The sequence below is a fragment of the Mesorhizobium sp. M7A.F.Ca.MR.176.00.0.0 genome (assembly GCF_004023165.1).
Classification (GTDB): Bacteria; Pseudomonadota; Alphaproteobacteria; order Rhizobiales; family Rhizobiaceae; genus Mesorhizobium.
This window is the reverse complement of the sequence record NZ_RZTC01000005.1, coordinates 19,940-40,702: the sequence shown is the minus strand read 5'-3', so window position 1 is coordinate 40,702 and position 20,763 is coordinate 19,940. Positions and strand designations below refer to the sequence as shown.

Sequence of the window (20,763 nt, the reverse complement as noted above, 5' to 3'; positions counted from 1 at the left end):
GTCTTTTCAACTTTTTTGCACCCTATCGCAAATTCCTGTTGCTAATCAATCCATTTTGCGTTTGAAATTTGATCAAATCTACAACGATAAGAAAGGGGAACTGCAATGAGGACTTATCTGCAAGCCGTATCTGCCGCCGCGATCTGCCTCGCGACCTCGACTTTGGCCGCGTCCGCGGCCGACCCCGTCACGGTGGTTGGCTGGGGTGGTACATGGGACAAGGCCTACAAGGATGGAGTCTGGGACAAGTACACCGAACAGACGGGGGTCCCGATCGTCATGGAAGAGTGGGGCGGCGAGGTCGCCAAGGTGCGTGCCCAGGTGCAGGCAGGCAACATCACTTATGACGTCGTCTCGGTCGAAGCGCCCGCCATGGAAGTCGGCTGCGCCGAAGGCCTGTTCGTCCCGCTGACGCCCGAGATCACCGGCGACGCGGCGAATTATCTCCCAGGCACCCTGCACGAATGCGGCGTCGCATCCGACACCTGGGCTACGGTCCTTGCCTACAACACGAAGGTCTACAAAGGTGACGCCGCGCCGAAGAGCTGGGCGGACTTCTGGAACGTCGAGAAATTTCCGGGAAAGCGCGGGCTTTACCAGCAGGCACAGTTCACGCTGGAAAATGCGCTGATGGCCGACGGCGTTAAGCGCGAGGACATGTACAAGGTGCTGGCCACGCCGGAAGGTGTCGATCGGGCTTTCGCCATGCTCGACAAGATCAAGCCGAACGTCGTCTGGTGGTCCACCACAACGCAGGGCATCCAGAACCTCGACAGCGGCGAAGTCACGCTCAGCGACGGATTCAATGCGCGCATCACCAACGAAGCCATCAACGAGAAGAAGCCCTATGCGATCGCATGGGACGCTGGCTTCTTCTATGGCACCGACTACTGGGCGGTGGTGAAGGGCGCGCCGCACCAGCAGGCCGGGCTGGATCTCCTCAAGTGGTTCTCCATCCCTGAAAACCAGGCCGGCTTCTCGAAACTCTATGCCTATGGCACCGGCCGCAAGGAAGCCGCCGACCTCATTCCCGCGGATTGGAAGGCCAACCTGCCGACGTCGCCGGAGCACCTTCAGTACGGCGCCTCCTATGACAACGACTTCTGGACCGAGCACAAGGAAGCACTGGAAGAACGCTTCAAGGCCTGGCTCGCGAAGTAACCCAGGCATGTTGGTCGGGACAAAGCCGGCTATGAAGCGGCGCCAACGGGGCGGCATGCTCGCCCTGTTGACGGCCCCGCTTATTCTGTTCGTCGTCATTCTGTTTCTGTGGCCGGTAGCGCGCTTCCTCGCTCTGGCCGTCGACAACTCGGATTTCTCGAACAACCTGCCGCGCACAATTGCCGCTCTGGCGGGCTGGAATGCGGATAGCGGCCTGCCTGGCGAACCCGTCTTTGCAGCACTCGTCGAGGATTTGGCCGACGCGCGGCGCGCCGGGAAGGAAGGCGTCCTGGCGCAACTCGTGAACCAGCGCGTCGTCGGCAGCCGTTTCCTCGTCATCAAGACGGCAAAGGATGCGGCCGACGGCAAACTCACTATGCGTCCCGTGCGCGACGAGGTGCTCTCCAAACAGGCCGGCTGGAAAAACATCGATCTCTGGCAGGTCATAGCGCGCCAGCAAAGCGCGCGAACGGACTATTATCTGTTGGCGAGCCTGGACCTGAAGCGAGGCGCGGACAATTCGATCGAAGCCGTTTCCGCCGACCGCGCCATCTTCGTCGACGCGCTGCTGCGTACGATCTGGATCAGCATCGTGGTGACCGTCATCTGCGCGGTGCTCGCCGTGCCGCTGGCGCAGGCAATTGTCAGCGCGCCCCCGGCGTGGTCGAAGCTGATGTTCGCGTTGATCCTGTTTCCGCTCTGGACGTCGCTGCTGGTGCGCACCGTCATCTGGATCATCGTGCTGCAGAAGAACGGCCCCGTGAATTCCACTCTGCTCGGATTGGGTATCGTCAGCGAACCCCTCGACCTCATCTACACCCGCTTTTCGCTCTATTTGGCGATGGTTCAGGTTCTGCTGCCTATGATGGTGCTCTCCGTCGTCGCTGTCATGCGGCGGGTTCCGACCACCTACATGCGCGCGGCACTGTCGCTGGGTGCGCCGTGGCTCACGGCGTGGCGCCGCGTGCAGTTACCGTTGATCCTGCCAGGGATCCTGTCCGGCGGGGCGATCGTTTTTGTCTTCGCACTTGGCTACTACATCACCCCGACGCTTGTCGGCGGGCCGACCGACCAGATGATCTCCAGCTACATAGCTTTCTACACGAACAGCACACTGAACTGGGGCATGGGTGCAGCGCTTTCGCTGCAACTGCTGATGATCCTCGTGTTGTTTGCGTTGCTGTTCTGGACGGCGTCCGTCCTCTTCCGCCGCAAGGCGCATGTCGCATGAGCGCCGACCGCTTCCGGAAGTGGCTGATGTATGCCTATGCGGCGACGTTGCTGGCGTTCATCATCCTGCCCCTGCTGATCGTGATCCCTATGTCGCTGACCTCGAGCAATTCGCTGGCATTTCCGACGCCGGGCTGGTCGCTGCGCTGGTATGCCGAACTGTGGGTCGACCAGCGTTGGCCGAACGCACTGTGGAACTCGGTCGTCATCGGGCTGTCCACCACGGTTCTGGCGTTGCTGCTCGGCATACCTGCGGCGATCGGACTCGCCTGGGGCGATTTTGCCGGCAAACGGATTCTCTACGCGATCATCGCCGCGCCCTTAGTGACGCCGGTTGTCATCGTCGGCGTCGCGGCTTTTTCATTCTTCGCCACACTGGGACTCGTAGGCAACAAGCTATCCATCATTCTGGTGCATACGGCGATGGCCGTGCCTGTGATGCTGACGACTGCCGTCGCCAGCCTTTCGACCTTCGACCGGACATTGGTTCGCGCGGCCGCATCGCTCGGCGCCGGCACCATCCGCACATTCTTCAAGGTAGTGCTGCCGCTGATAGCGCCGGGCGTCATTACAGGGGCCATCATCGCCTTCATCATCTCTTTCGACGAAGTCGTCGTCGCAAGTTTCCTCTCGACAGGCGCCGAGCGAACCTTGCCTCGCATGATCTTCTCCGGGGTTCGCGAATCCATCAGCCCTGCCATCGCGGCCGTCGCTGTGCTGCTGATCGCATTCTCTGCGACCCTGCTTGGTGTCATCGCCATCCTTCAGGGCCGCTCGCAAACTCTCCGCGCAAGGGCATCGGCATGAGACTGGTTCCATCGGTGCAGCAGTTGGAGACCGAGATGAAGGCCTGGCGGCGGCATCTGCATGCCAATCCAGAACTCGGCTTCGAAGAGTTCGAGACGGCGCGTTTCGTGGCGGACAAACTGCGCTCGTGGGGCATCGAGACGACCGAAGGCGTCGGACGGACAGGTGTCGTCGGCACGCTCAGGGGCAGGCTCGGCGCTGGTCGCGGGCTTGGCATCCGAGCCGACATGGACGCCCTGCCGATGACCGAGGCGCGGGCGCTGCCGCATGCGTCCCGCATTCCCGGGAGGATGCATGGCTGCGGCCATGACGGTCACACGACGATGCTGCTCGGCGCAGCCTCGGCGCTTGCCCGCTCGCCCGACTTCGCCGGCACCGTGCATTTCATTTTCCAGCCGGCCGAGGAGGGCCGAGGTGGGGCACTCGCCATGCTGAATGATGGCCTTTTCGAGCGTTTCCCCTGCGATGAAGTCTACGCGCTGCACAATTGCGAACGGCCGCTGGGCGAGATCGCCGTCCACCACGAGACGGTGGCAGCGGCGGCCGATCGCTTCGAGATCGTCGTGCATGGAAGGGGCGGCCATGCGGCGATGCCGCATCTTGCGATCAATCCACTCCCCGTCGCCGCGCGCATCCTGCTGGCGATAGAAGCCCTGCCCGGACGCCTGACCGATGTGCACTCTCCGGCAATCGTCACCGTTGGCAGCCTGCGCGCCGGCGAAGCCTTCAACACCATCCCCGATGCGGCGTTTCTGACCGGCACCGTGCGCACCTTCGACCATCAGGTTCAAAAGACGCTGGAGATGGCAATCCGCCGCATCGCGAAAAACGAGGCTGAAGCTTTTGGGGCCAGTGTCGATATTCGCTACGAAACGCCCTTCGCGCCGACGATCAACACTCCGGCGCAAGCCGACGCGATGATCGCGATTGCGAACGAGGTGATGGGCTCGGAACGTCTCGTCGTCGATCCGCCTCCCGAGATGGGTTCTGAAGATTTCTGCTACATGTTGGAACAGCGGCCGGGCTGCTATTTCTTGCTTGGCCAGGCGGACGACGCGCACCAGGCCGCCGCGCACGACACCAATTACGATTTCAACGACGCTATCCTGCCGATGGGCGCCAGTCTTTGGGTCAGGCTGGTGGAGCGCCGCCTGTCCGCGGCAGGCGCATCGTGATGCAGTTGCCGGAAAAAGACATCCGCTGGCGGAGCCATTGGCTGCGGCAGGCATTGCCCGAGGACCCGGACCTTGCGCCTCCGCTCGAAGAGACAACGCAGGCCGACATCTGCATCGTCGGCGGCGGGTATCTCGGACTGTGGACCGCCATTCGCCTCAAGCAGCACAATCCAGGCTTCGATGTTGTCATTGTAGAGCGCGACATCTGTGGTGGTGGTCCGAGCGGCCGCAATTCCGGAATGGTGCTTTCGGCATGGACCAAATACAGCGCGCTTGCCGCGCTGCGCGACGGAAACGACGCGCTTTCGATCATCAAGGCATCCGAAGCCGCGATCGGCGGCATCGAGGCTTTCTGCAAGGCCGAGGCAATCGACGCCTGGTTCGATCGCATCGGCTGGATCTGGGGCGCTACGTGCGAAGCACAGCTTGGCGCCTGGGACGACGCGTTAAACAAGCTGGCAGCGCACGGCTACGTCCCGGCGCGGCGAGTTTCGCGCCCGGAGATCGCGGCGATGGCCGGTACGACGAGCCACCTTGGCGGTGCGTTCGACGCTTCGTCGGCAACTGTGCATCCAGGGTTCCTGGTGCGCGGCCTGCGTCGTGCAGCGCTGAACCGCGGCGTTCGGATCTATGAAAAGTCGCCGATGAAGCGGTTTTCACGACGTGGCAAGCTCACGGTGGAAACGGCGAAAGGAACTGTGTCCTGCGGCAAGGTCGTGCTTGCCATGAATGCCTGGTCCGGCGCGATTCCGGAACTGGCCCCTGCGATCTTCAACATCTCCAGCGACGACGCCATGTCACAGCCCATTCCAGACCTTCTCGACAAGGTCGGCTACCGCCGGGCGCCGCTGATGATCGATTCCCGCGTCTTCGTTGGCGGTTGGTCTCCGACGCGCGATGGTCGGCTGTCCGTCGGCGTCAGCGGTGGCGTCATTGGCTTCGGCGGCATCGTCGACCAGCGTTTCCATGGCCTGTCGCCACGGGTCGCTGAAATGCGTCGCGTGCTGCGGGATGGCCACCCGGCGCTCGCCGATTTCCCGCTCGAAACATCGTGGAACGGCCCGATCGACCGGACGGTCAGCGGCGTGCCGCTGTTCGGCGCTTTGCCCGCTAATCGCGATGTCGTCTACGGCTACGGCTTTTCCGGCAATGGCACGACAATGGCTTATATCGGCGGCGAGATCCTCACCGGCCTGCTGACTGACGGCGAATCGGAACTGACGCATTCGGCGCTGGTGCGTCCGGTGGCGCGCGGTTTCCCGCCCGAACCCTTTCGCTTCGTCGGTGCGCATTTCGTCCGTGGCGCGGTGCGTCGGCGCGACGATCTCGAACATGCCGGGCGCAAGCTGGATCCGGTGACGAGATGGCTCGCCGGGCTGGCTCCGTCCGGCGTCACTCCCTCCAAAGCCAATCTTCGCGCAAAGAAAGGATGACAATGTCCAAGGCCAGGATTTTCAAGCACAGCGAGTTGACTCTGAAGCCATCAGTCACGCCGACCGGAATGTCGTCGATCGCGCGCGTGATCAATGCCGAGATCAGCCGGACCATGGGCGGTGGCATCGAGTATCTGGAGAACGCCTCGATCGACTGGACCGTGACCTATGACGAGGTGCTGTTCATCCATGAAGGCACGCTGACGATCGAACTGGATGACGGCCGCCACGAATGCCGCCCTGGCGACATCGTCTGGCTGCCCAATGGCACGCATCTGAAATACATCGCAACCGAACGCACCGGCTATTTTTACTGCCTGTACCCGTACGACTGGGCCGCGCGGCAAGGGACGTTAGAACCTTGAAGTGACAGGCATATCATAGGTTGGCCTTTCACGGCGCAGTTCCGCCCCGCGGCCCCGGGTCGTTATTATAGCAACATGTATATTAGCTATTACTTGACAATAGGGCTAGGCTCTGGTTTCCTGATTTAACGGGTGTTTAACCAAGTTCGTTGCGTTTTTTTACGGACGGTGTTCGCATGTCAACGTTAGTTGTCGCGGACCCGCGGGGGGTGTATCTCGCTGGTCTGGAATGGGTGTTGCAGAAGGCTGGACACGATGTTGTCGCCCAGTGCCGCCGCCCTGTGGACGTTCTCGCTCATGTGGAGCGCCATCGGCCTGATATGGTCATCGTGGGCGTGGATCTCGCGGACCAGCAGACATCAGGTCTTTCCTCACGGCTGAAGGCCTGCAGCAGCGCTCTCGGCATCATCTTCATCGTGCAGCCAACCGGCGGGCTCGATGTCAGGGAAATACAGACGCTCGACGTCGATGGCCTGTTTCTGGACGGCATCAGCCACCGCTTTCTCATCGAATGCGTGAATGCGGTGGCGGCGGGCAAGAAGTGGATCGACAACAAGATCGTCCAGCAGCTGCTGATGCCCGGCTCGCAGCCGCAGCCAATGTCCAGGCTGACCGGGCGGGAGACCGAAATCGCCGATCTCGTCTCGCGCGGGCTGCGCAACAAAACCATCGCGCAGCGGCTGCATTTATCCGAAGGCACGGTGAAGATGCACCTGCATCACGTCTACGAGAAGTTGCACCTCGGCGGCCGGGCGGAACTGGCCTGGATGACGCACGGCAAAGCCGCCGAGCGTCCGGGAATGGGTCGAACCGGCCTGCTCTGAACACTCTCCACTCGCACCGACATTGTACGCACGGCAACGGCCGGAGAGCCGTCTGACGGCGTCTGGCGCGTGCCTGCGCGACCTCCCGCAGCGCCCGCCAACCTGATCTATCGAAGGATATATATCGTTCGATCAGGTGCGGACATTGACCGCAATACTATCCAACCGGGAATGGACGCGCCCTCTGCGCCGGCGGCACAATGAAATTGGAGGGGCGCATTTCAGTATGCGACCGGCTGCACCGGGGTAGGTGCATTTCCGGCATTGGGGGCTGCATCCCTTTTCCAGAAAGCATTTTGAACCAAGGAGAATCTCCATGGCACTCGACATCGTAGCTCAAGACATCATCATCGACGAGACCACCGGTCCTCAGGACGATGATGTTGACTCCTCCCTTCCGCCGCACAGCACCAACGCCACGCTCACATATCTCCTGGGCCTCGACGGCGCGGGCGGACTGACCTCACCGGAAGTCGCCTTCCAGGCCAACTTCGTGGTGGCCTCGGCGAACGCAGGGGAAACCATCACCTCAATCATTCTGGCCCAGAACTCCTCCGGCACGGCTTTTTCCACTACCGTTGGCGTAAACAGCTTTATCAAGACAGTTGATGGCAGCTATGTGTGGCTGTTTCAGGACCCAACGCATCCAAACGTCGTAATTGGCGTCATTGGTACCTCTGACCCGTCCGCCGCACCGGCTGCAACCGGGCCTCTCGCCCTCTCGTTCGGGCTGAATTCCACAAGCGCCACCACTGCCGACCTTTACCTGGTCCAGTACGTGTCGTTGTTGCATCCGAATGCGGCTAACCCGGATGACCAAATTGATCTGACCAATAAGGTTTTCGCCTCGGTCACCGGGACCACGGTGCTCAATTTCAGCTCGCTTGGTGACGCCCCTCCCGGACACAACAAATGGTATATCCTCGACGCCGATACGGCGAGCCCGCAGAAGATCCTAGTCACGGCTCATGACAATGGCGTACAGGCCGAAGTCAACGTCAGCACGCAAGGCCTGGGTGTCTCATCCCAAGACGTGCGTTTTGGCCGTGAACTTCAGATCGACCTGATCAATGGCGGCACCCAGAGCGCGGGGAAGACGTTTACCGACACGCCAACCGTGGCGCCTGACTACAACACCCACATCGAGACCGTCTCCGGTGCGGGTTTTTCGATTTCGCAATCCACGCCGACCAATACCAAGGCTGACATCGAGATTCACGCCTATAACGAAGCCGGGAACGAAGAGGGCGCCGCGTTCCCCAGTGATGCTCTCGGTACGGAGATCAATATCACCGGCGTGACGTTCAAACTGAACGGCGTCACGATGACTGCCGCACAACTCGGCATCACGGTCGATCTTACCAGCACTGGAGCGATCCTACAGGATGTCGGCGAGGGCGTGACGGTCGATTTCACGACCGCGGGTGGGGTTGGCGGAACCTTTGATCGCTTCACCATCAAGAATATCGACACCGACAAAGACTATTTCGATGTCAAGGAAGTCCACTTTGCTGGCAACGTAGCCAACGCCTACAACGAAGAGGTCGGCTCCTTCATCAACTTCGATGACGACGGGCCTAGCATTTCATCGACCGGCACGGAGCCTACACTGACTGTAGACGAGACGGTGCTGGGGACCAACGACGTGCAGAGCTTTGCGGTCAACTTCAGCTCGGCTTTCGGCTCCGACGGCGCCGGCACGGTGACCTACGCGCTCGGCTTCACGGCAGGCGTAACTGGCATCGTAGATACCCTAACCGGACAAGCGGTTGTCCTCTCGCTCAATGGCGGCGTCATCGAAGGTCGCACCGTTACCAGCAACGACCTCGTCTTCACGGTCGCTGTCAGCGGTACCGGCAGCGTGACGCTCGACCAGATACGGGCGGTGGTGCATCCGACCGCCGACCCCGACGAGAGCACAACCCTGGCCGCCGACAACCTAGTCAAGCTCACCGCAACCGTCACCGACAAGGACGGCGACCATCAATCGGCCACCCTGGACATTGGTCAGAACCTCATCTTCAAGGACGACGGCCCGAGCATCAACGCAGGGGGCGCAGAGGCCAGCGCCACGGTTGATGAGACCAATCTCGCGGGCAACTCGACCGCCGACTACTCGTCGAACTTCACGGGTCTCTACGGCGCTGACGGGGCCGGGACCACAACTTACGCGCTCAGTGTGAGCGTGTCGGGTGCCAACAGCGGTCTTGTCGATACACTTTCCGGTGAGGCTGTCAACTTGACGGTAAGCGGTGGGGCTGTCGAGGGTCGCACCGCAGTCGGTAATCTTCTGGTCTTCACGGCCAGCGTGGACGCCTTTGGTGTTGTGACGCTCAACCAGGATCGGGCGATTATACACGATCCCAACAGCGGACCCAACGATACGGAAACGTTGACCGCCGACAACCTTATCAAGCTCACCGCCACCATAACCGACAAGGACGGCGACCAGGCATCGGCTTTTGTCAACATCGGCCAGAACCTTACCTTCACGGACGACGGCCCGACGATCACGGCACCGTTCGACGGTGACCCGGCATCAGGCATCCAGCGCGAGACGTTGCACAACGTGGTGTCCCCGCCGGCCCTCGCAGCTACCGGTGTCTTCGGGTACAGTATCGGTAACGACATTCCGGACTATGACGGTGCCGATAACATCGCCGGCAACTCCGACGACAAGTCGGACTTCGTGGACGGTAATCTTAACGTGGCTGGGGTGCAGCTTGCTCTCTCCGGTTTTGTCGGTAGCGCGACACCGCCGATCACGGGGTCTAACGGCACCGCGATCTTTGCGAACGTTAACAATGCGCCTGCCGCACCGGCATACGCTACGCTCGTGTCGGAGGACGCCAACTCTGCGACGTTCAACTTCACGTTCCACTACGACAAGGACCCGATCACGGCTGGTATTCAGGACGCGACGGCGGGTGGTCAGCTGATCTTTGACAAGGTCAACGACACCTACTCGATTGCCCTGAACGACGTTATCGATGGGTTCGCCTTTGATGTCGTCCACACCAGTCAGGACTTCGCTCGGAACCCGAACACTAATTCGGGCCACCCGGAAGTCGTCGTGGCGCAGTTGACGCCGAATGGTGATCCAAACCCGTTCCTCGTGCAGTTCACGGCCAATAATTCGCCGTTTAGCTTCTCGCAGAACGGCGAAGGGTCTACCGCTGACATCGCGTTTGACGGCGCCAACCACGACATGGCCGCCAGTGCCGTCACGACTTGGGTTTCTGCAACCCAAGGCGAGAATGGTGTCGCCGGTGATACGATCCAGAAGGGCGAACTGTTGACGATACGGTTCTTCAAAGAGCCGGCAGTGCTCAACGACCCGAACCCCGGCGTCGATGTTGATCCCGTCACACCGGGCATCCAACACGAACGGACCGAGCCGACAACGACAGCTAGCGGTATCGTGCTGAAGTTCGACGGCATCGGCAATGCCGAGGACCTCGTCTTGATCCTTGACTTGGTCGACACCAAGGGCACGGCCTCCACGTCGGACGACACCGAGACTACCGTCGCCTTGAATATCCAGAACTCGGACTTCCTCAAGGGCGGTGCTGTTGTACCCGCCCCGTACGATGCCGAGTTCTCCCTGTCAGGGTATTCGGGTTCCAACAACGACGCGTTGATCATTATCGAGCAGAACGACTACACTACCAATGCTAACGTCCTTATTCAGGGCGTGCAGATCATGCAGTCCGCGAACGGTCTGACCGGCACGGGTATCAACTTTGTCAATACGACCGGCGCGGGCGGCGGTAGCTTGGCGGGTGCCCAGCAAAATCTCGACCTGACCGACAACGACGTCCTCAAGATCGTGGACATCGGGTTTGTGCAAAGCACTTCCGGTACGTTGAACGCCAGCCTTGACTTTGCCGTTCAGCTTGCCGACGCGGACGGCGACGTAACGCCGACCCCGGCGGCCCACATTCTAGTGGACGTGGTCGCCTAAACTTGCCCAGAGGGGCAGTTAAACGCTGCCCCTTTACAGGACAAGATTGATTGACCGGGCCCCCTCTTAACCCGCCGGGGGCCGGTCTTTTTACATGATCACCTGCTTACCAATATACCAACATAACCGCACACCAGGGATAATTAACGATGAAAAACCCGCATCCCTCTGCCCTGCAAGCGGTGATGAAAGAGGCCAAGCGCGCTGTCAGACCACTTATCTGGTTCAGCGCCGGCATCAACATATTGATGCTGACCGGCGCCTTCTACATGCTGCAGGTCTATCACCGCGTGTTGGGCAGCCACAGTTTGGAAACGCTGATGATGCTGTCGTTGATGGCGGCGGCGGCGCTTGGCACAATGGCAGCGCTGGAGGTTGTGCGCGCGCGTCTTCTGGCTAAAGTCGGCATGTGGCTGAACGCGCGATTGGCGCCGGTTCTCCTGACCGTATCGGTCGAACACGCCGCCTCGGCGCCCGGTCAGATCAACGCCCGGGCGCTGCGTGACCTCGACCAGGTGCGGAATTTTTTTACCAGCCCGAGTATCTACCCGATCCTCGACGCGCCTTGGGCGCCGATCTTCCTGGGCGCTATCTTCCTCATGCACCCTTGGCTCGGCTGGCTGGCGACCTGCGGCGGTATCGCGCTGTTCGCATTGGCGTTGCTTACCGAGTACCTGACCCGCAAGCCACTGGCGGAAGCCGCGATCGCCCAGACGCGAGCCTACATGCAGGCCGAGCAAACGATCCGCAACGCGGAAGTCGTCCAGGCCATGGGCATGTTGAATCCCCTGCTTGAGAGCTGGAAGGCGCAACAGGACGAGGCAAATGATGCGCAATCTCGCGCCAGTAACCGATCCAGCGTCATCTCGGCCCTCGCGCGCTCCTTCCGGCTGGCCCTGCAGATGGCAGTGCTCGGCCTCGGCGCCTATCTGGTCCTGAAGAACGAGGCTTCGCCCGGCATCATGATCGCCGCCTCGATCCTGATGGGCCGCGCCTTGGCCCCGGTCGAGCAAGCGATCGGTACATGGAAGGCGACGATTGGGGCACGGGCTGCTTACAAGCGCCTGGTTGCAATGGCCGGTCAGCGACCGGAGGCCACGCCGGCCCTGCCACTGCCGCGCCCGAAAGGCAAGTTTGTGGCCGAGAATATTATGCTCGCCAGACAGGGCGGCGAACCAATCCTGCGAGGAATCAGCTTCCAGCTCAAGCCCGGTGAAGCGATGGCGCTGGTCGGCCCGAGCGCAGCCGGTAAGACGAGCCTTGCGCGCGTGTTGGCCGGCACTTGGCGGCCGACCGGTGGCCGCGCGTTGCTTGACGGAATGAACGTTGTCGAATGGGCGGCCGAGGACCGGGGTCGACATGTCGGCTACCTGCCGCAGGACATCGAGCTCTTCGCCGGCACCGTCTCCGAGAATATCGCCCGTTTTGCGTCGCTCAATCCCGCAACTTTCAACAACGTGGTCAAGGCCGCGCAATTGGCGGGAGTCCATGAACTGATCAAGGGGCTGCCGAAGGGCTACGCCACCGAGATCGGCCAAGGTGGCGCGGCACTGTCCGGAGGGCAACGCCAGCGCATCGGACTGGCGCGGGCGCTTTACGGCGACCCGGCGTTCCTTATCCTTGACGAGCCTAACTCCAATCTCGACCACGAGGGCGAGCAGGCGCTCGCCACGGTCATCGGTGGGCTCAAGGAGGCAGGTACGACCCTGATCCTGATCTCGCACCGGCCAAGCATCCTGGACAAAGTCGACAAGGTGTTGGTCCTCAATCACGGCGCTCAAGATCTCTTCGGGCCGCGCGATCATGTCTTCAACGAACTCGCCAGCCGTGTCGGCAAGGTGGCCCATCTGCCCAAGGTGGCCCAGTTGCCAGCCCTTGAAGTGGTGAAGGAAATCAAAGAGGTCAAGGAAGCATGAGCCGCCCCCCCGAATTGAAGGTCGTGCCGCTGCCCCTCGCGCCGCCCTCTCTCCTGGAGCCGCAACCCCTCCGTCTCACCGGCGTAACCTGCACCGGATTCGCGATCATGTTCCTGTTCTTCGGCGTGGCCGGGGGATGGGCGGCCCTGGCGCCGCTGGACAGCGCCGCGGTGGCGCCGGGCGTGATCAAGGTCGCCGGCGACCGCAAGCTCATCCAGCACCTCGAGGGCGGCATCATCGCGGAGTTGAACGCCGCCAACGGGGATATCGTCAAGGCGGGCAAGGTCCTCATCCGGCTCGACGACACACAGGCAAAGGCGCAGCTCGACCTGATCCAGAACCGGATAGCAACGCGTGAGGCGCTGGCCGCGCGTCTCAGGACCGAGCGTGACGGCAAGACCGAGATCGAGTTCAATCCGGCGTTGCTCGCAAACCCCGCGATCGCCGTGAAGGACGCGGTGGCAGCACAGCGTGACGTGTTTACAGCGAAGCACCACAATCTGAAGGACGAGCAGGAAATTCTCGGTCAGCGCCGTCACCAGGTCGAGGAAGAGATAACGGGACTGGAGCAGCTTATCGTCACCGAAGACAAACAGATCGAGGCAATCGAGGGTGAAAGCAAAGACCTTGAGGGGCTGCTCAAGAAAGGGCTGACCACCCGCGAACGGAACCTGTTGCTCAGACGCCAACAGCGGGAGATCGAGGGCGAGCGCGCCACCAATGTCGCGACAATCGCCCGTGCCGGAAGCGCAATGGCCGAGATCGACATGCAGATCCTGAACCTCAACACAGTGCGTCTGAACGAGGCCGTCGACGAGTTGAGCAAGGTCGAGGCGGAGTTGTTTGACCTCGGACAGCAGGAGCGTTCCGCCAGGGACGTGCTTAGCCGTACCAACGTCGTCGCGCCCGTTGACGGCATCGTCATGGAGCTGAAGGTCCACACGGCGGGCGGTGTCGTGAAACCCGGTGAGACATTGATGACGATCGTACCGCTCGGACAACAACTCGTGGTCGAGGCTATGGTCAAGCCGGAGGATGTCGAGACGATCGCACCCGGACAGCCCGCGCGCGTCAGCTTCCCGGCCTTCGCCCGCTACAACCTGCCGCCGCTCGAGGGTGTCGTGGAGATCGTGTCGGCTGACCGCATGGTTGAGGAACGCAGCGGCGCACCGTATTTCGCCGCGACGGTTGTGATCGACAAAAGCGAACTCGGCAAGCTGGAGGGTCGCAAGCTGCTGCCCGGCATGTCGAGCGAGACGATGATCCGGACGGGGGCTCGCACCGTTCTCTCTTATCTCGCCGAGCCGATCACGCAGAACTTCCGCCGGGCCATGCGGGAAAAATAGCGGTAGGCCGCTGAACCGGATTCAGGAAAGCAGCATTCGCCCGGCCGTGATCGCCAGGAAGAACGCAAAGGCAAGTTTCAGGTAGCGCGGGTTGAGCGCGTGGGCGAGCCTTGCGCCCAGAGGTGCGAACAGAAAGCTCACGGGCGCTATGATGGCAACCGCCGGCAGGCTGACGTAACCCAGGCTGAGCGGAGGCCTGCCTGCAATTGCGAGACCCGACCAGATGAAGCCGGCCACCGCTGGAAGCGCGATAAGCAGGCCAAGCGCCGACGATGTGCCGACGGCCCGGTGCACCGGAAAGGAGAAGCTGGAAAGCGTCGGCACCGACAGTGTGCCGCCACCAATTCCCATGAGCGAAGAGACAAAGCCGATCACAGCAGCTATCGCACGGTTGATCCAGCCGCTTTTCGGCAGGTGATCGGAGATCACGAGGTGCTTCGGCAACGCCATGTTGACGGCCACCAGCAGGCCGACGACGCCGAAGACCAGCCGCAAGCCGGCGCCCGGGATGAATTTCGACATGATGCCGCCGATCAGCGCACTGACGAAAATCGCCGGTCCCCACAGATTGAGCAGTGCCCGGTCGACATTGCCGCGCCTGTTGTGTGACCGCATCGACGAGATCGAGGTGGGGATAATGACCGCAAGCGATGTCGCGACCGCCAGATGGCTGATCACAGCAGGCGAAAAGTGGAACAGGCTAAGCACCCAGAACAGCACCGGAACGATGACGATGCCGCCTCCGACTCCCAGCAGACCGGCGAGCACGCCGGAGGCAATTCCGGTCATGGCTAGGCCGGCGATCAGCATTGCAATCGTCAGCCCGTCGAAAACCGACGTGTCGAATCCGAAGTCCACTATGATTTTTCCTTGATGGCCATTTGCGGCACGGCCTTGCGGACACGGCCGCGCTCATCCGCTGTTGCGACCCAAAATGCAGGTCGCCCGGAAGGGTCGTAGCGTTTTTGGGATGCGCTTTGGCTAGTGGCGCACCATCCCGGCGTCGACATTGAGCGTCTGGCCAGTGATCCAGCGCGCATCGTCGGAGGCCAGAAACGAAACCACGTCGGCGATATGTTCCGGCTGCCCTTTGCCTTTCATCGCCTGAAGCATCTCGACGAAGCCGAACGCCTCGTTGTGCGGGCTCGCCTTGACGCCGTCGCTCTCGATCAGGCCGGGCGTCACCGCATTGGCGGTGATGTTGTATTTGCCAAGCTCGGTGGCGAGCGCCCTGGTGAAGCCGATGACGCCACCCTTGGCCGCGACATAGGCAGCCATGTTCGGCGTGCCGGCAAAGAAGGTGTTGGATGCGATGCTGATTACCCGTCCGGCCTTCCCCGCCGCACGCATCTGGTCCGTACCGGCACGGCTGACGATAAAAGTGCCGGTCAAATTGACGTCGATGATCTTGCGCCAATGGTCGAGATCGACATCGTCCCAGGCGACGAACGGCACGATGCTGGCATTGTTGACCAGGATGTCGATGCCCCCGGTCAGGGCCTGGATTTCGGCGAAGAGTGCCTTGACGGATGCCGGATCGGAAATGTCGGCGGCGATCGCCCTCGCCTTTCCGCCTATCGCCGCGGCCGCCGCCCCGGCGCCTTCGGCATTGATGTCGCTGACGATGACGGTCGCACCGTCGGCGGCAAGCCGCGCTGCGATCGCCCTGCCGATACCCTGCGCGGCGCCTGTAACCAGGGCCGTCTTTCCCGCAAGCCGTTCAGTCATGAAAATGCTCCCTCAATCCGTGGTGATGTCTGTTCAGGCGTCGGCGTCGATCACGGCCAGCGCGGCGTCGATGCCCCTGCCGATCGCCAGTTTCTGGCCGGCCGCATTCATGGCGCCGCCCAGTGCCGTCAGCGCCGCGATCGCATAGATCGGCTGGGCGGTCGGACCCATGTGGCCGATGCGCGTCAGCTTCCCCAATGTCTCGCCGCGGCCCGATGAGAAGACGACGCCGTAACGGGCGCGCGCGGCCTGGCGAAGCGCTTTCTCGTCGACACCTTCGGGCGTGCGGACAGCGGTCGTGGTCGGCGACGCGATGCTGTCGCTGGCGGCCCAGATCGACAGGCCCATCGCTGCGACGCCGGCGCGCATGGCCTTGGCGGTGAGTGCATGGCGCGCCCACACTGCCTCCGGTCCCTCATTGAGATAGAGGTCGAGCGCGACATCGAGCCCGTTGATCTCCGAAACCGACGGCGTGAATGGAAACGGCTTGTCCCGCGACCACGCATGCTCCCAGTCGACGATGCTCAGCATCGACGCGCGCGGCGCCAGGGGATTGGCCTTCATCTTGGCCCAGGCCCGCTCGCTGACACCCATCATCGTGAGGCCGGGAGGCGCGCCCAGGCATTTGTTCGGGCCGGTGACATAGATATCGGCCTTGCAATCCTCGGGATGCGTCTTCATGCCGCCAAAGGACGAGACGGCATCGACGATGAGATAGCCGCCATGCGCTGAAACCAGCGCACCGATGGCGTCGATCGGATTGATGGTGCCGGACGGCGTGTCGTGGTGGCAGACGGAAACGACGGTGATCTCCGGATGCGCCTTCAGCATTGCCTCGACCTCCTGCGGATCGATCGCCTCGTTATAGGGCACCTCGATCTCGAGCAGATGTGGCGAATAGCGCTTCGCCCAATAGCCGAACCCCTTGCCGTAAACGCCTGAGGCAAGGTTGAGCACGACATCGTCCGGCGTGATCAGCGAGGCCGCGGCGGCCTCCAGGCCAAGCACGGGCTCGCCATGCAGGATGACCGGCTTGTTCGACAGCCGCATCGCCTTTTGCGCCTTGTCGACCACACCTTCGTAGAAAAGCTGGAACGCCGGGTCGTAGTCGTAGAGCACCGTGCGCCCGAGGCCGCGCAGCACTTCGGCATAGGCGTTCACCGGCCCCGCGGTCAGGGTGATGACCGGATCGGCATGTTCGAGATAACGCATCGTCTTGTCTCCTCCTGACTGCGGTCAGCCGTAGAATTGCGTGCCGGTCCTGTAGGTCTTGAAGTTGTCCATGTCGTGCGAGTACATCAGCTCGGCGCCGTGGTCCTCGGCGAGTTTCTTCACCTTGCGCATCGAATTGACGCCCGCCACCGGATCGATGTGGAAGGCCGCCTGGCAGAGCGTTTCAAGGCTCTTCTGCGTATAGGCCGCATCGATCGTGAACATGATCGGCTTGCGCTTGGGGAACTCGACCAGCAGGCTGTAATGGCCGATCGAATGGCCGGGCGTCGAGATCAGCCGGACGCCCCTGGCAAGGTCGACGTCGCCATCGACGCCTTCGAAGCTCGAGTTCGCCCGTGTCGTTCCCGCAAGCAATTGCCCGGTCGCGCCACGCGCTTCGGCAGCCTCCGCCGAAAAACTCAGATCGGAATAGCCGAGATGTTCGAAAGGCTGGGGATTGCACGCCTGCGGCACCTCGGTCCGGTGGCAGATCTTCTTGGCATGCGGAAAATACTTGTTGCCGCCGCAATGATCGAAGTGGAAATGCGAATTGACGACGACGTCGATGTCCTTCGGTTCGAGGCCGAGCAGCGCCAGGGCGCCGGGGATGGTCTGGTGCTTTTCCTGGATCGGCTTTTCGAATGGCAGCACCTTCATCACATGATCGTAGTCGTAGCCGGTGTCGATGAGGAACCGGCCCTCGGCATGTTCGATCAGGATCGAATAGACCGGGAAGCGCACTTCGCCGCCAGGGCCGCGATTCCAGAACACATGATAGCCGTCGAGAACGAGCGAGCCGCCGTCGAGCAGGTATACCTTGGTATCCGACATTCTTTGCCTCCTTTATTGGCGCGGGTCCCATCCGCGCATGAATTGTCCTCAGCGCGCGCCGCGCTCGTATGGAATGCCGAGCGCCGCCGGCAGGCTCGCGCGCCGGCCGAACAGCACCAGCATGATCATCACCGCCAGGAACGGCAGCATCTGGATGATGTCGGTCGGTATGTTGATGCCGGCCACCTGCATGGCCGTCGTCAGCGACAGGCAGACACCGAACAGCAACGCACCGAACAGCACCCAGATCGGGCGACCGCGCGCCAGCATGGCCAGCACGATGCCGAGAAAGCCCGCGCCATTGGTGATGAACGGAATGAATAGCCCAGCCCCGACATTGGCGAGATAGGCGCCGCCGAGCCCAGCCAGCGCTCCGGTCGTCAACACGGCGATGGTGCGGGTCCGCACGACATCGATGCCGGCGACATCGAGCGCGGCCGGCTTGTCGCCTGCCGCCTGCAAATTGAGGCCGAGTTGCGTGCGCCGATAGAGGTAGCTCATGCCGAAAACCAGCGCGACCGCCAGATAGACGATCAGATGATGCTTGAAGAATGCAGGCCCGATGACCGGGATGTCCGAAAGCAGCGGGATGACGGTAGCATCCGCCGCGGGCAGGCGCGGGTAGCTGCGTGAGAACTGGAAATGGTGGAGCAGTGCCGTCAGGCCCTCGAGCCCCAAGGTCAGCGCGATGCCGATGACGATCTGGTTCAGCCCGATGCGCACGCAAAGCAGCGCCATGACAAGCGCCACCGCAGCACCCCCGGCGGCACCGGTGAGAAAGCCCAGCCACAGCGACCCGGAATAGAAAGCGCCGACAAAGCCGAGATAGGCGCCGGCCAGCATCATGCCTTCGATGCCGATATTGAGCACGCCCGCCTTCTCGGAGATCTGCTCGCCGAGCCCGGCAAGCAGCAGCGGGATCGCCGCGGTGACGGCGCCGAACAGGAGCGCGCTGAGAAAGACTTCGCTGAACAGCCCGGTCATGCCCTAGGCCCTCCGCGACTGGTTGTATCGGTGATCGAAATATTCGGCGAGCGCGAGCACGATCAGCACGATGGAAACCAGCACCAGAGTGAAATGATTGGGCACGCCGAGCCGGCGCGCCGCGCTCTCACCGCCGATCGAAAGCACCGAAAGCAGGAACACGAAGCCGATGGCTGCAAAGCCGTTCATGCGGGCGAGAAACACGGCGGGTATCACCGCAAGCCCGTAGGCGGGATTCCAGTCGGCGCGGACATTGCCCTGGACGCCGATGATGTCGACGGCGCCGGCAAGCCCGGCCAGCCCGGCCGAAATGGCGAAGACGGCGACGGTCAGGCCGGGGACACCGAGTCCCGAGTGAACCGCCGCGCGTGGATTGGCGCCGACGATCCTCAGCTTCAGCCCGAACGCCGTGCGCGTCATCACCAGATGCACGATGACGATCGCCGCCAGCCCAAGCAGCAAGCCGCTGGTGATGGTCGTTTCGAACAGGCGCGGCAACCGGTCTTCCACCGGCAGCGTACGGGTCTGCGGCACGGTCGTGTTGGGGTCGCGAAACGCCAGCTTGACCAGCACATTGGCGAGCGAGGTGCCGAGGAACGTCATCATCAGCGTGGTGATGATCTCGTTGACGCCCTGATAGGCACGCAGCAGGGCCGGCACCAGCGACCAGATCATCGCCACCACCATGGCGATGAGGAACGAGCAGACCAGCGCCAGCCAGGCTGGCATGACCTGCACGAACATAGGAGCGCTGGCCGCCGCCGTCACCGCGCCGAGCAGGAACTGGCCGTCGCCGCCGAGATTCCACATGCCGGCGCGAAAGGCCACGATCAGGCCGGCGGCAAGAAACAGCAGCGGCGCCATGCGCGTCAGCGTCTGCTGGATGCCGAGCGGCGAGAACAGTCCTTTCTCCAGCACGAAGCCGTAGTAGGCGAGCGGGTCGACGCCGACCGCAAGCAGGATACAGCCGGCTATGACGAGAGCGACGAGGATCGGGCCGAGCGTCATCAGCAACCGATGCGCGATGTCGCGACGCGTCGTTGCCCCGCTCGTGGCATCGAGTGCGGTAGCACTGACCGTGGGTGCGGTGTCGATGCTCATGCGGCAAGTCCGATCATCAGGCGACCGACCTTGGTGCGGGCGTCGTCTACGTTCTCGACGGTGCCGACCAAAGCGCCATCGGCGATGACGGCGATGCGGTCGCACAGACCAAGCAATTCCTCGAGGTCGGTGGAGATCAGCAGCACCGCAAGGCCACGCGCCGCCGTGTCGCGGATGCGCTGGCGCGACGCCAAAGTGTTGGCGAGATCGAGCCCGTAGGTCGGCTTGTTGAAGATCACCACCTTGGCGCCTTCAGCCAGTTCCCGTGCCAGAAGCACCTTCTGGATGTTGCCGCCGGACAGCCGCGCGACGGGCGTCTTCAGGCTCGGCGTACGCACGTCGTATTCGCGCACGAGCTGCGCGGCGCGCTTGTCGATCTCCGCGCGCTGCTCGACGCCGTTGCGCCAGAACGGGGCCGCGCCGACCTGCTTGAGGAAGAAGTTGATCGAGACCGGGAAGGTTCCGACAGTGCCCTCGCCCAGCCGGTCGTCGGTCAGGTAGCGAAGGCCGCGCCGGCGGCGCTCGCCGACGCTCAGCGTCTCGATGGCGGCGCCGTCCAGCCGTATCGAGCCGCCGGCAGCTGTACGCTGGCCGGCCAGCGCTTCCGCCAGTTGCTTCTGGCCGTTGCCGTCGATGCCGGCAATGCCCAGGATCTCGCCCGGGCGGATGTCGAAGGAGATCGACGA

The 20,763-nt window shown here is 62.4% G+C and carries 17 protein-coding genes; 10 read left to right on the top strand and 7 right to left on the bottom strand.

What is annotated here, in order from left to right:
* Positions 1-105 precede the first annotated feature (105 nt).
* From EOB59_RS03140 to EOB59_RS03095, 10 genes are all read left to right on the top strand, one after another.
* Positions 106-1,161: an ABC transporter substrate-binding protein gene (locus EOB59_RS03140; protein ID WP_128287620.1), complete on the top strand. Its 1,056-nt coding sequence runs from the start codon at positions 106-108 to the stop codon at positions 1,159-1,161.
* A gap of 31 nt (positions 1,162-1,192) precedes the next feature.
* Positions 1,193-2,392 (top strand): ABC transporter permease, encoded by a 1,200-nt coding sequence (locus EOB59_RS03135; RefSeq protein WP_164873800.1) that lies wholly within the window; start codon positions 1,193-1,195, stop codon positions 2,390-2,392.
* Positions 2,389-3,198: an ABC transporter permease gene (locus EOB59_RS03130; protein WP_127809474.1), complete on the top strand. Its 810-nt coding sequence runs from the start codon at positions 2,389-2,391 to the stop codon at positions 3,196-3,198. Before EOB59_RS03135 ends, EOB59_RS03130 begins: the two co-directional genes overlap by 4 nt.
* On the top strand, positions 3,195-4,373 hold the full coding sequence (locus EOB59_RS03125; RefSeq protein ID WP_128287619.1) for an amidohydrolase: 1,179 nt from the start codon (positions 3,195-3,197) through the stop codon (positions 4,371-4,373). The genes EOB59_RS03130 and EOB59_RS03125 overlap by 4 nt, the downstream gene beginning before the upstream one ends.
* A complete protein-coding gene (locus tag EOB59_RS03120) occupies positions 4,373-5,806 on the top strand; it encodes an FAD-binding oxidoreductase (RefSeq protein ID WP_128287618.1) in 1,434 nt (477 codons plus the stop codon). Before EOB59_RS03125 ends, EOB59_RS03120 begins: the two co-directional genes overlap by 1 nt.
* A 2-nt stretch (positions 5,807-5,808) precedes the next feature.
* Complete coding sequence (locus EOB59_RS03115; protein ID WP_164895564.1) at positions 5,809-6,171, top strand: AraC family ligand binding domain-containing protein; 363 nt, start codon at positions 5,809-5,811, stop codon at positions 6,169-6,171.
* Between the two features lie 149 nt (positions 6,172-6,320).
* Positions 6,321-6,995 (top strand): response regulator transcription factor, encoded by a 675-nt coding sequence (locus EOB59_RS03110; RefSeq protein ID WP_245482695.1) that lies wholly within the window; start codon positions 6,321-6,323, stop codon positions 6,993-6,995.
* A gap of 316 nt (positions 6,996-7,311) precedes the next feature.
* Positions 7,312-10,959, top strand: a complete 3,648-nt coding sequence (locus EOB59_RS03105; RefSeq protein WP_128287616.1) for a DUF5801 repeats-in-toxin domain-containing protein — start codon at positions 7,312-7,314, stop codon at positions 10,957-10,959.
* 149 nt (positions 10,960-11,108) lie between these two features.
* On the top strand, positions 11,109-12,875 hold the full coding sequence (locus EOB59_RS03100) for a type I secretion system permease/ATPase (RefSeq protein WP_128287615.1): 1,767 nt from the start codon (positions 11,109-11,111) through the stop codon (positions 12,873-12,875).
* Positions 12,872-14,221 (top strand): HlyD family type I secretion periplasmic adaptor subunit, encoded by a 1,350-nt coding sequence (locus tag EOB59_RS03095; RefSeq protein ID WP_128287614.1) that lies wholly within the window; start codon positions 12,872-12,874, stop codon positions 14,219-14,221. The genes EOB59_RS03100 and EOB59_RS03095 overlap by 4 nt, the downstream gene beginning before the upstream one ends.
* A 21-nt stretch (positions 14,222-14,242) precedes the next feature.
* On the opposite strand, the gene EOB59_RS03090 is transcribed toward EOB59_RS03095, so the two are convergent.
* From EOB59_RS03090 to EOB59_RS35900, 7 genes are all read right to left on the bottom strand, one after another.
* A complete protein-coding gene (locus tag EOB59_RS03090; protein WP_128287613.1) occupies positions 14,243-15,079 on the bottom strand; it encodes a sulfite exporter TauE/SafE family protein in 837 nt (278 codons plus the stop codon).
* 123 nt (positions 15,080-15,202) lie between these two features.
* On the bottom strand, positions 15,203-15,949 hold the full coding sequence (locus tag EOB59_RS03085; protein WP_127326725.1) for an SDR family NAD(P)-dependent oxidoreductase: 747 nt from the start codon (positions 15,947-15,949) through the stop codon (positions 15,203-15,205).
* Between the two features lie 33 nt (positions 15,950-15,982).
* Positions 15,983-17,161, bottom strand: coding sequence for an alanine--glyoxylate aminotransferase family protein (locus tag EOB59_RS03080; RefSeq protein ID WP_127809464.1), 1,179 nt, complete (start codon positions 17,159-17,161; stop codon positions 15,983-15,985).
* Between the two features lie 24 nt (positions 17,162-17,185).
* Entirely contained in the window at positions 17,186-17,992 is an 807-nt protein-coding gene (locus EOB59_RS03075) for a 4-pyridoxolactonase (protein WP_127809463.1), read from the bottom strand.
* A 48-nt stretch (positions 17,993-18,040) separates the two neighbouring features.
* A complete protein-coding gene (locus EOB59_RS03070; RefSeq protein ID WP_127267958.1) occupies positions 18,041-18,976 on the bottom strand; it encodes an ABC transporter permease in 936 nt (311 codons plus the stop codon).
* A gap of 3 nt (positions 18,977-18,979) precedes the next feature.
* Complete coding sequence (locus tag EOB59_RS03065; RefSeq protein ID WP_127322563.1) at positions 18,980-20,077, bottom strand: ABC transporter permease; 1,098 nt, start codon at positions 20,075-20,077, stop codon at positions 18,980-18,982.
* Positions 20,074-20,763, bottom strand: a 690-nt coding sequence (locus EOB59_RS35900; RefSeq protein ID WP_245486516.1) for an ATP-binding cassette domain-containing protein, incomplete at its 5' end; no start/stop codon positions are given. The genes EOB59_RS03065 and EOB59_RS35900, both read right to left, overlap by 4 nt.

Bases quoted from the DNA above. Each gene is read 5' to 3' on its own strand.
- EOB59_RS03140 (WP_128287620.1), top strand. From the start codon at position 106: ATGAGGACTTATCTGCAAGCCGTATCTGCCGCCGCGATCTGCCTCGCG.
- EOB59_RS03135 (WP_164873800.1), top strand. From the start codon at position 1,193: ATGAAGCGGCGCCAACGGGGCGGCATGCTCGCCCTGTTGACGGCCCCG.
- EOB59_RS03130 (WP_127809474.1), top strand. From the start codon at position 2,389: ATGAGCGCCGACCGCTTCCGGAAGTGGCTGATGTATGCCTATGCGGCG.
- EOB59_RS03125 (WP_128287619.1), top strand. From the start codon at position 3,195: ATGAGACTGGTTCCATCGGTGCAGCAGTTGGAGACCGAGATGAAGGCC.
- EOB59_RS03120 (WP_128287618.1), top strand. From the start codon at position 4,373: ATGCAGTTGCCGGAAAAAGACATCCGCTGGCGGAGCCATTGGCTGCGG.
- EOB59_RS03115 (WP_164895564.1), top strand. From the start codon at position 5,809: ATGTCCAAGGCCAGGATTTTCAAGCACAGCGAGTTGACTCTGAAGCCA.
- EOB59_RS03105 (WP_128287616.1), top strand. From the start codon at position 7,312: ATGGCACTCGACATCGTAGCTCAAGACATCATCATCGACGAGACCACC.
- EOB59_RS03100 (WP_128287615.1), top strand. From the start codon at position 11,109: ATGAAAAACCCGCATCCCTCTGCCCTGCAAGCGGTGATGAAAGAGGCC.
- EOB59_RS03095 (WP_128287614.1), top strand. From the start codon at position 12,872: ATGAGCCGCCCCCCCGAATTGAAGGTCGTGCCGCTGCCCCTCGCGCCG.
- EOB59_RS03085 (WP_127326725.1), bottom strand. From the start codon at position 15,949: ATGACTGAACGGCTTGCGGGAAAGACGGCCCTGGTTACAGGCGCCGCG.
- EOB59_RS03080 (WP_127809464.1), bottom strand. From the start codon at position 17,161: ATGCGTTATCTCGAACATGCCGATCCGGTCATCACCCTGACCGCGGGG.
- EOB59_RS03075 (WP_127809463.1), bottom strand. From the start codon at position 17,992: ATGTCGGATACCAAGGTATACCTGCTCGACGGCGGCTCGCTCGTTCTC.
- EOB59_RS03070 (WP_127267958.1), bottom strand. From the start codon at position 18,976: ATGACCGGGCTGTTCAGCGAAGTCTTTCTCAGCGCGCTCCTGTTCGGC.
- EOB59_RS03065 (WP_127322563.1), bottom strand. From the start codon at position 20,077: ATGAGCATCGACACCGCACCCACGGTCAGTGCTACCGCACTCGATGCC.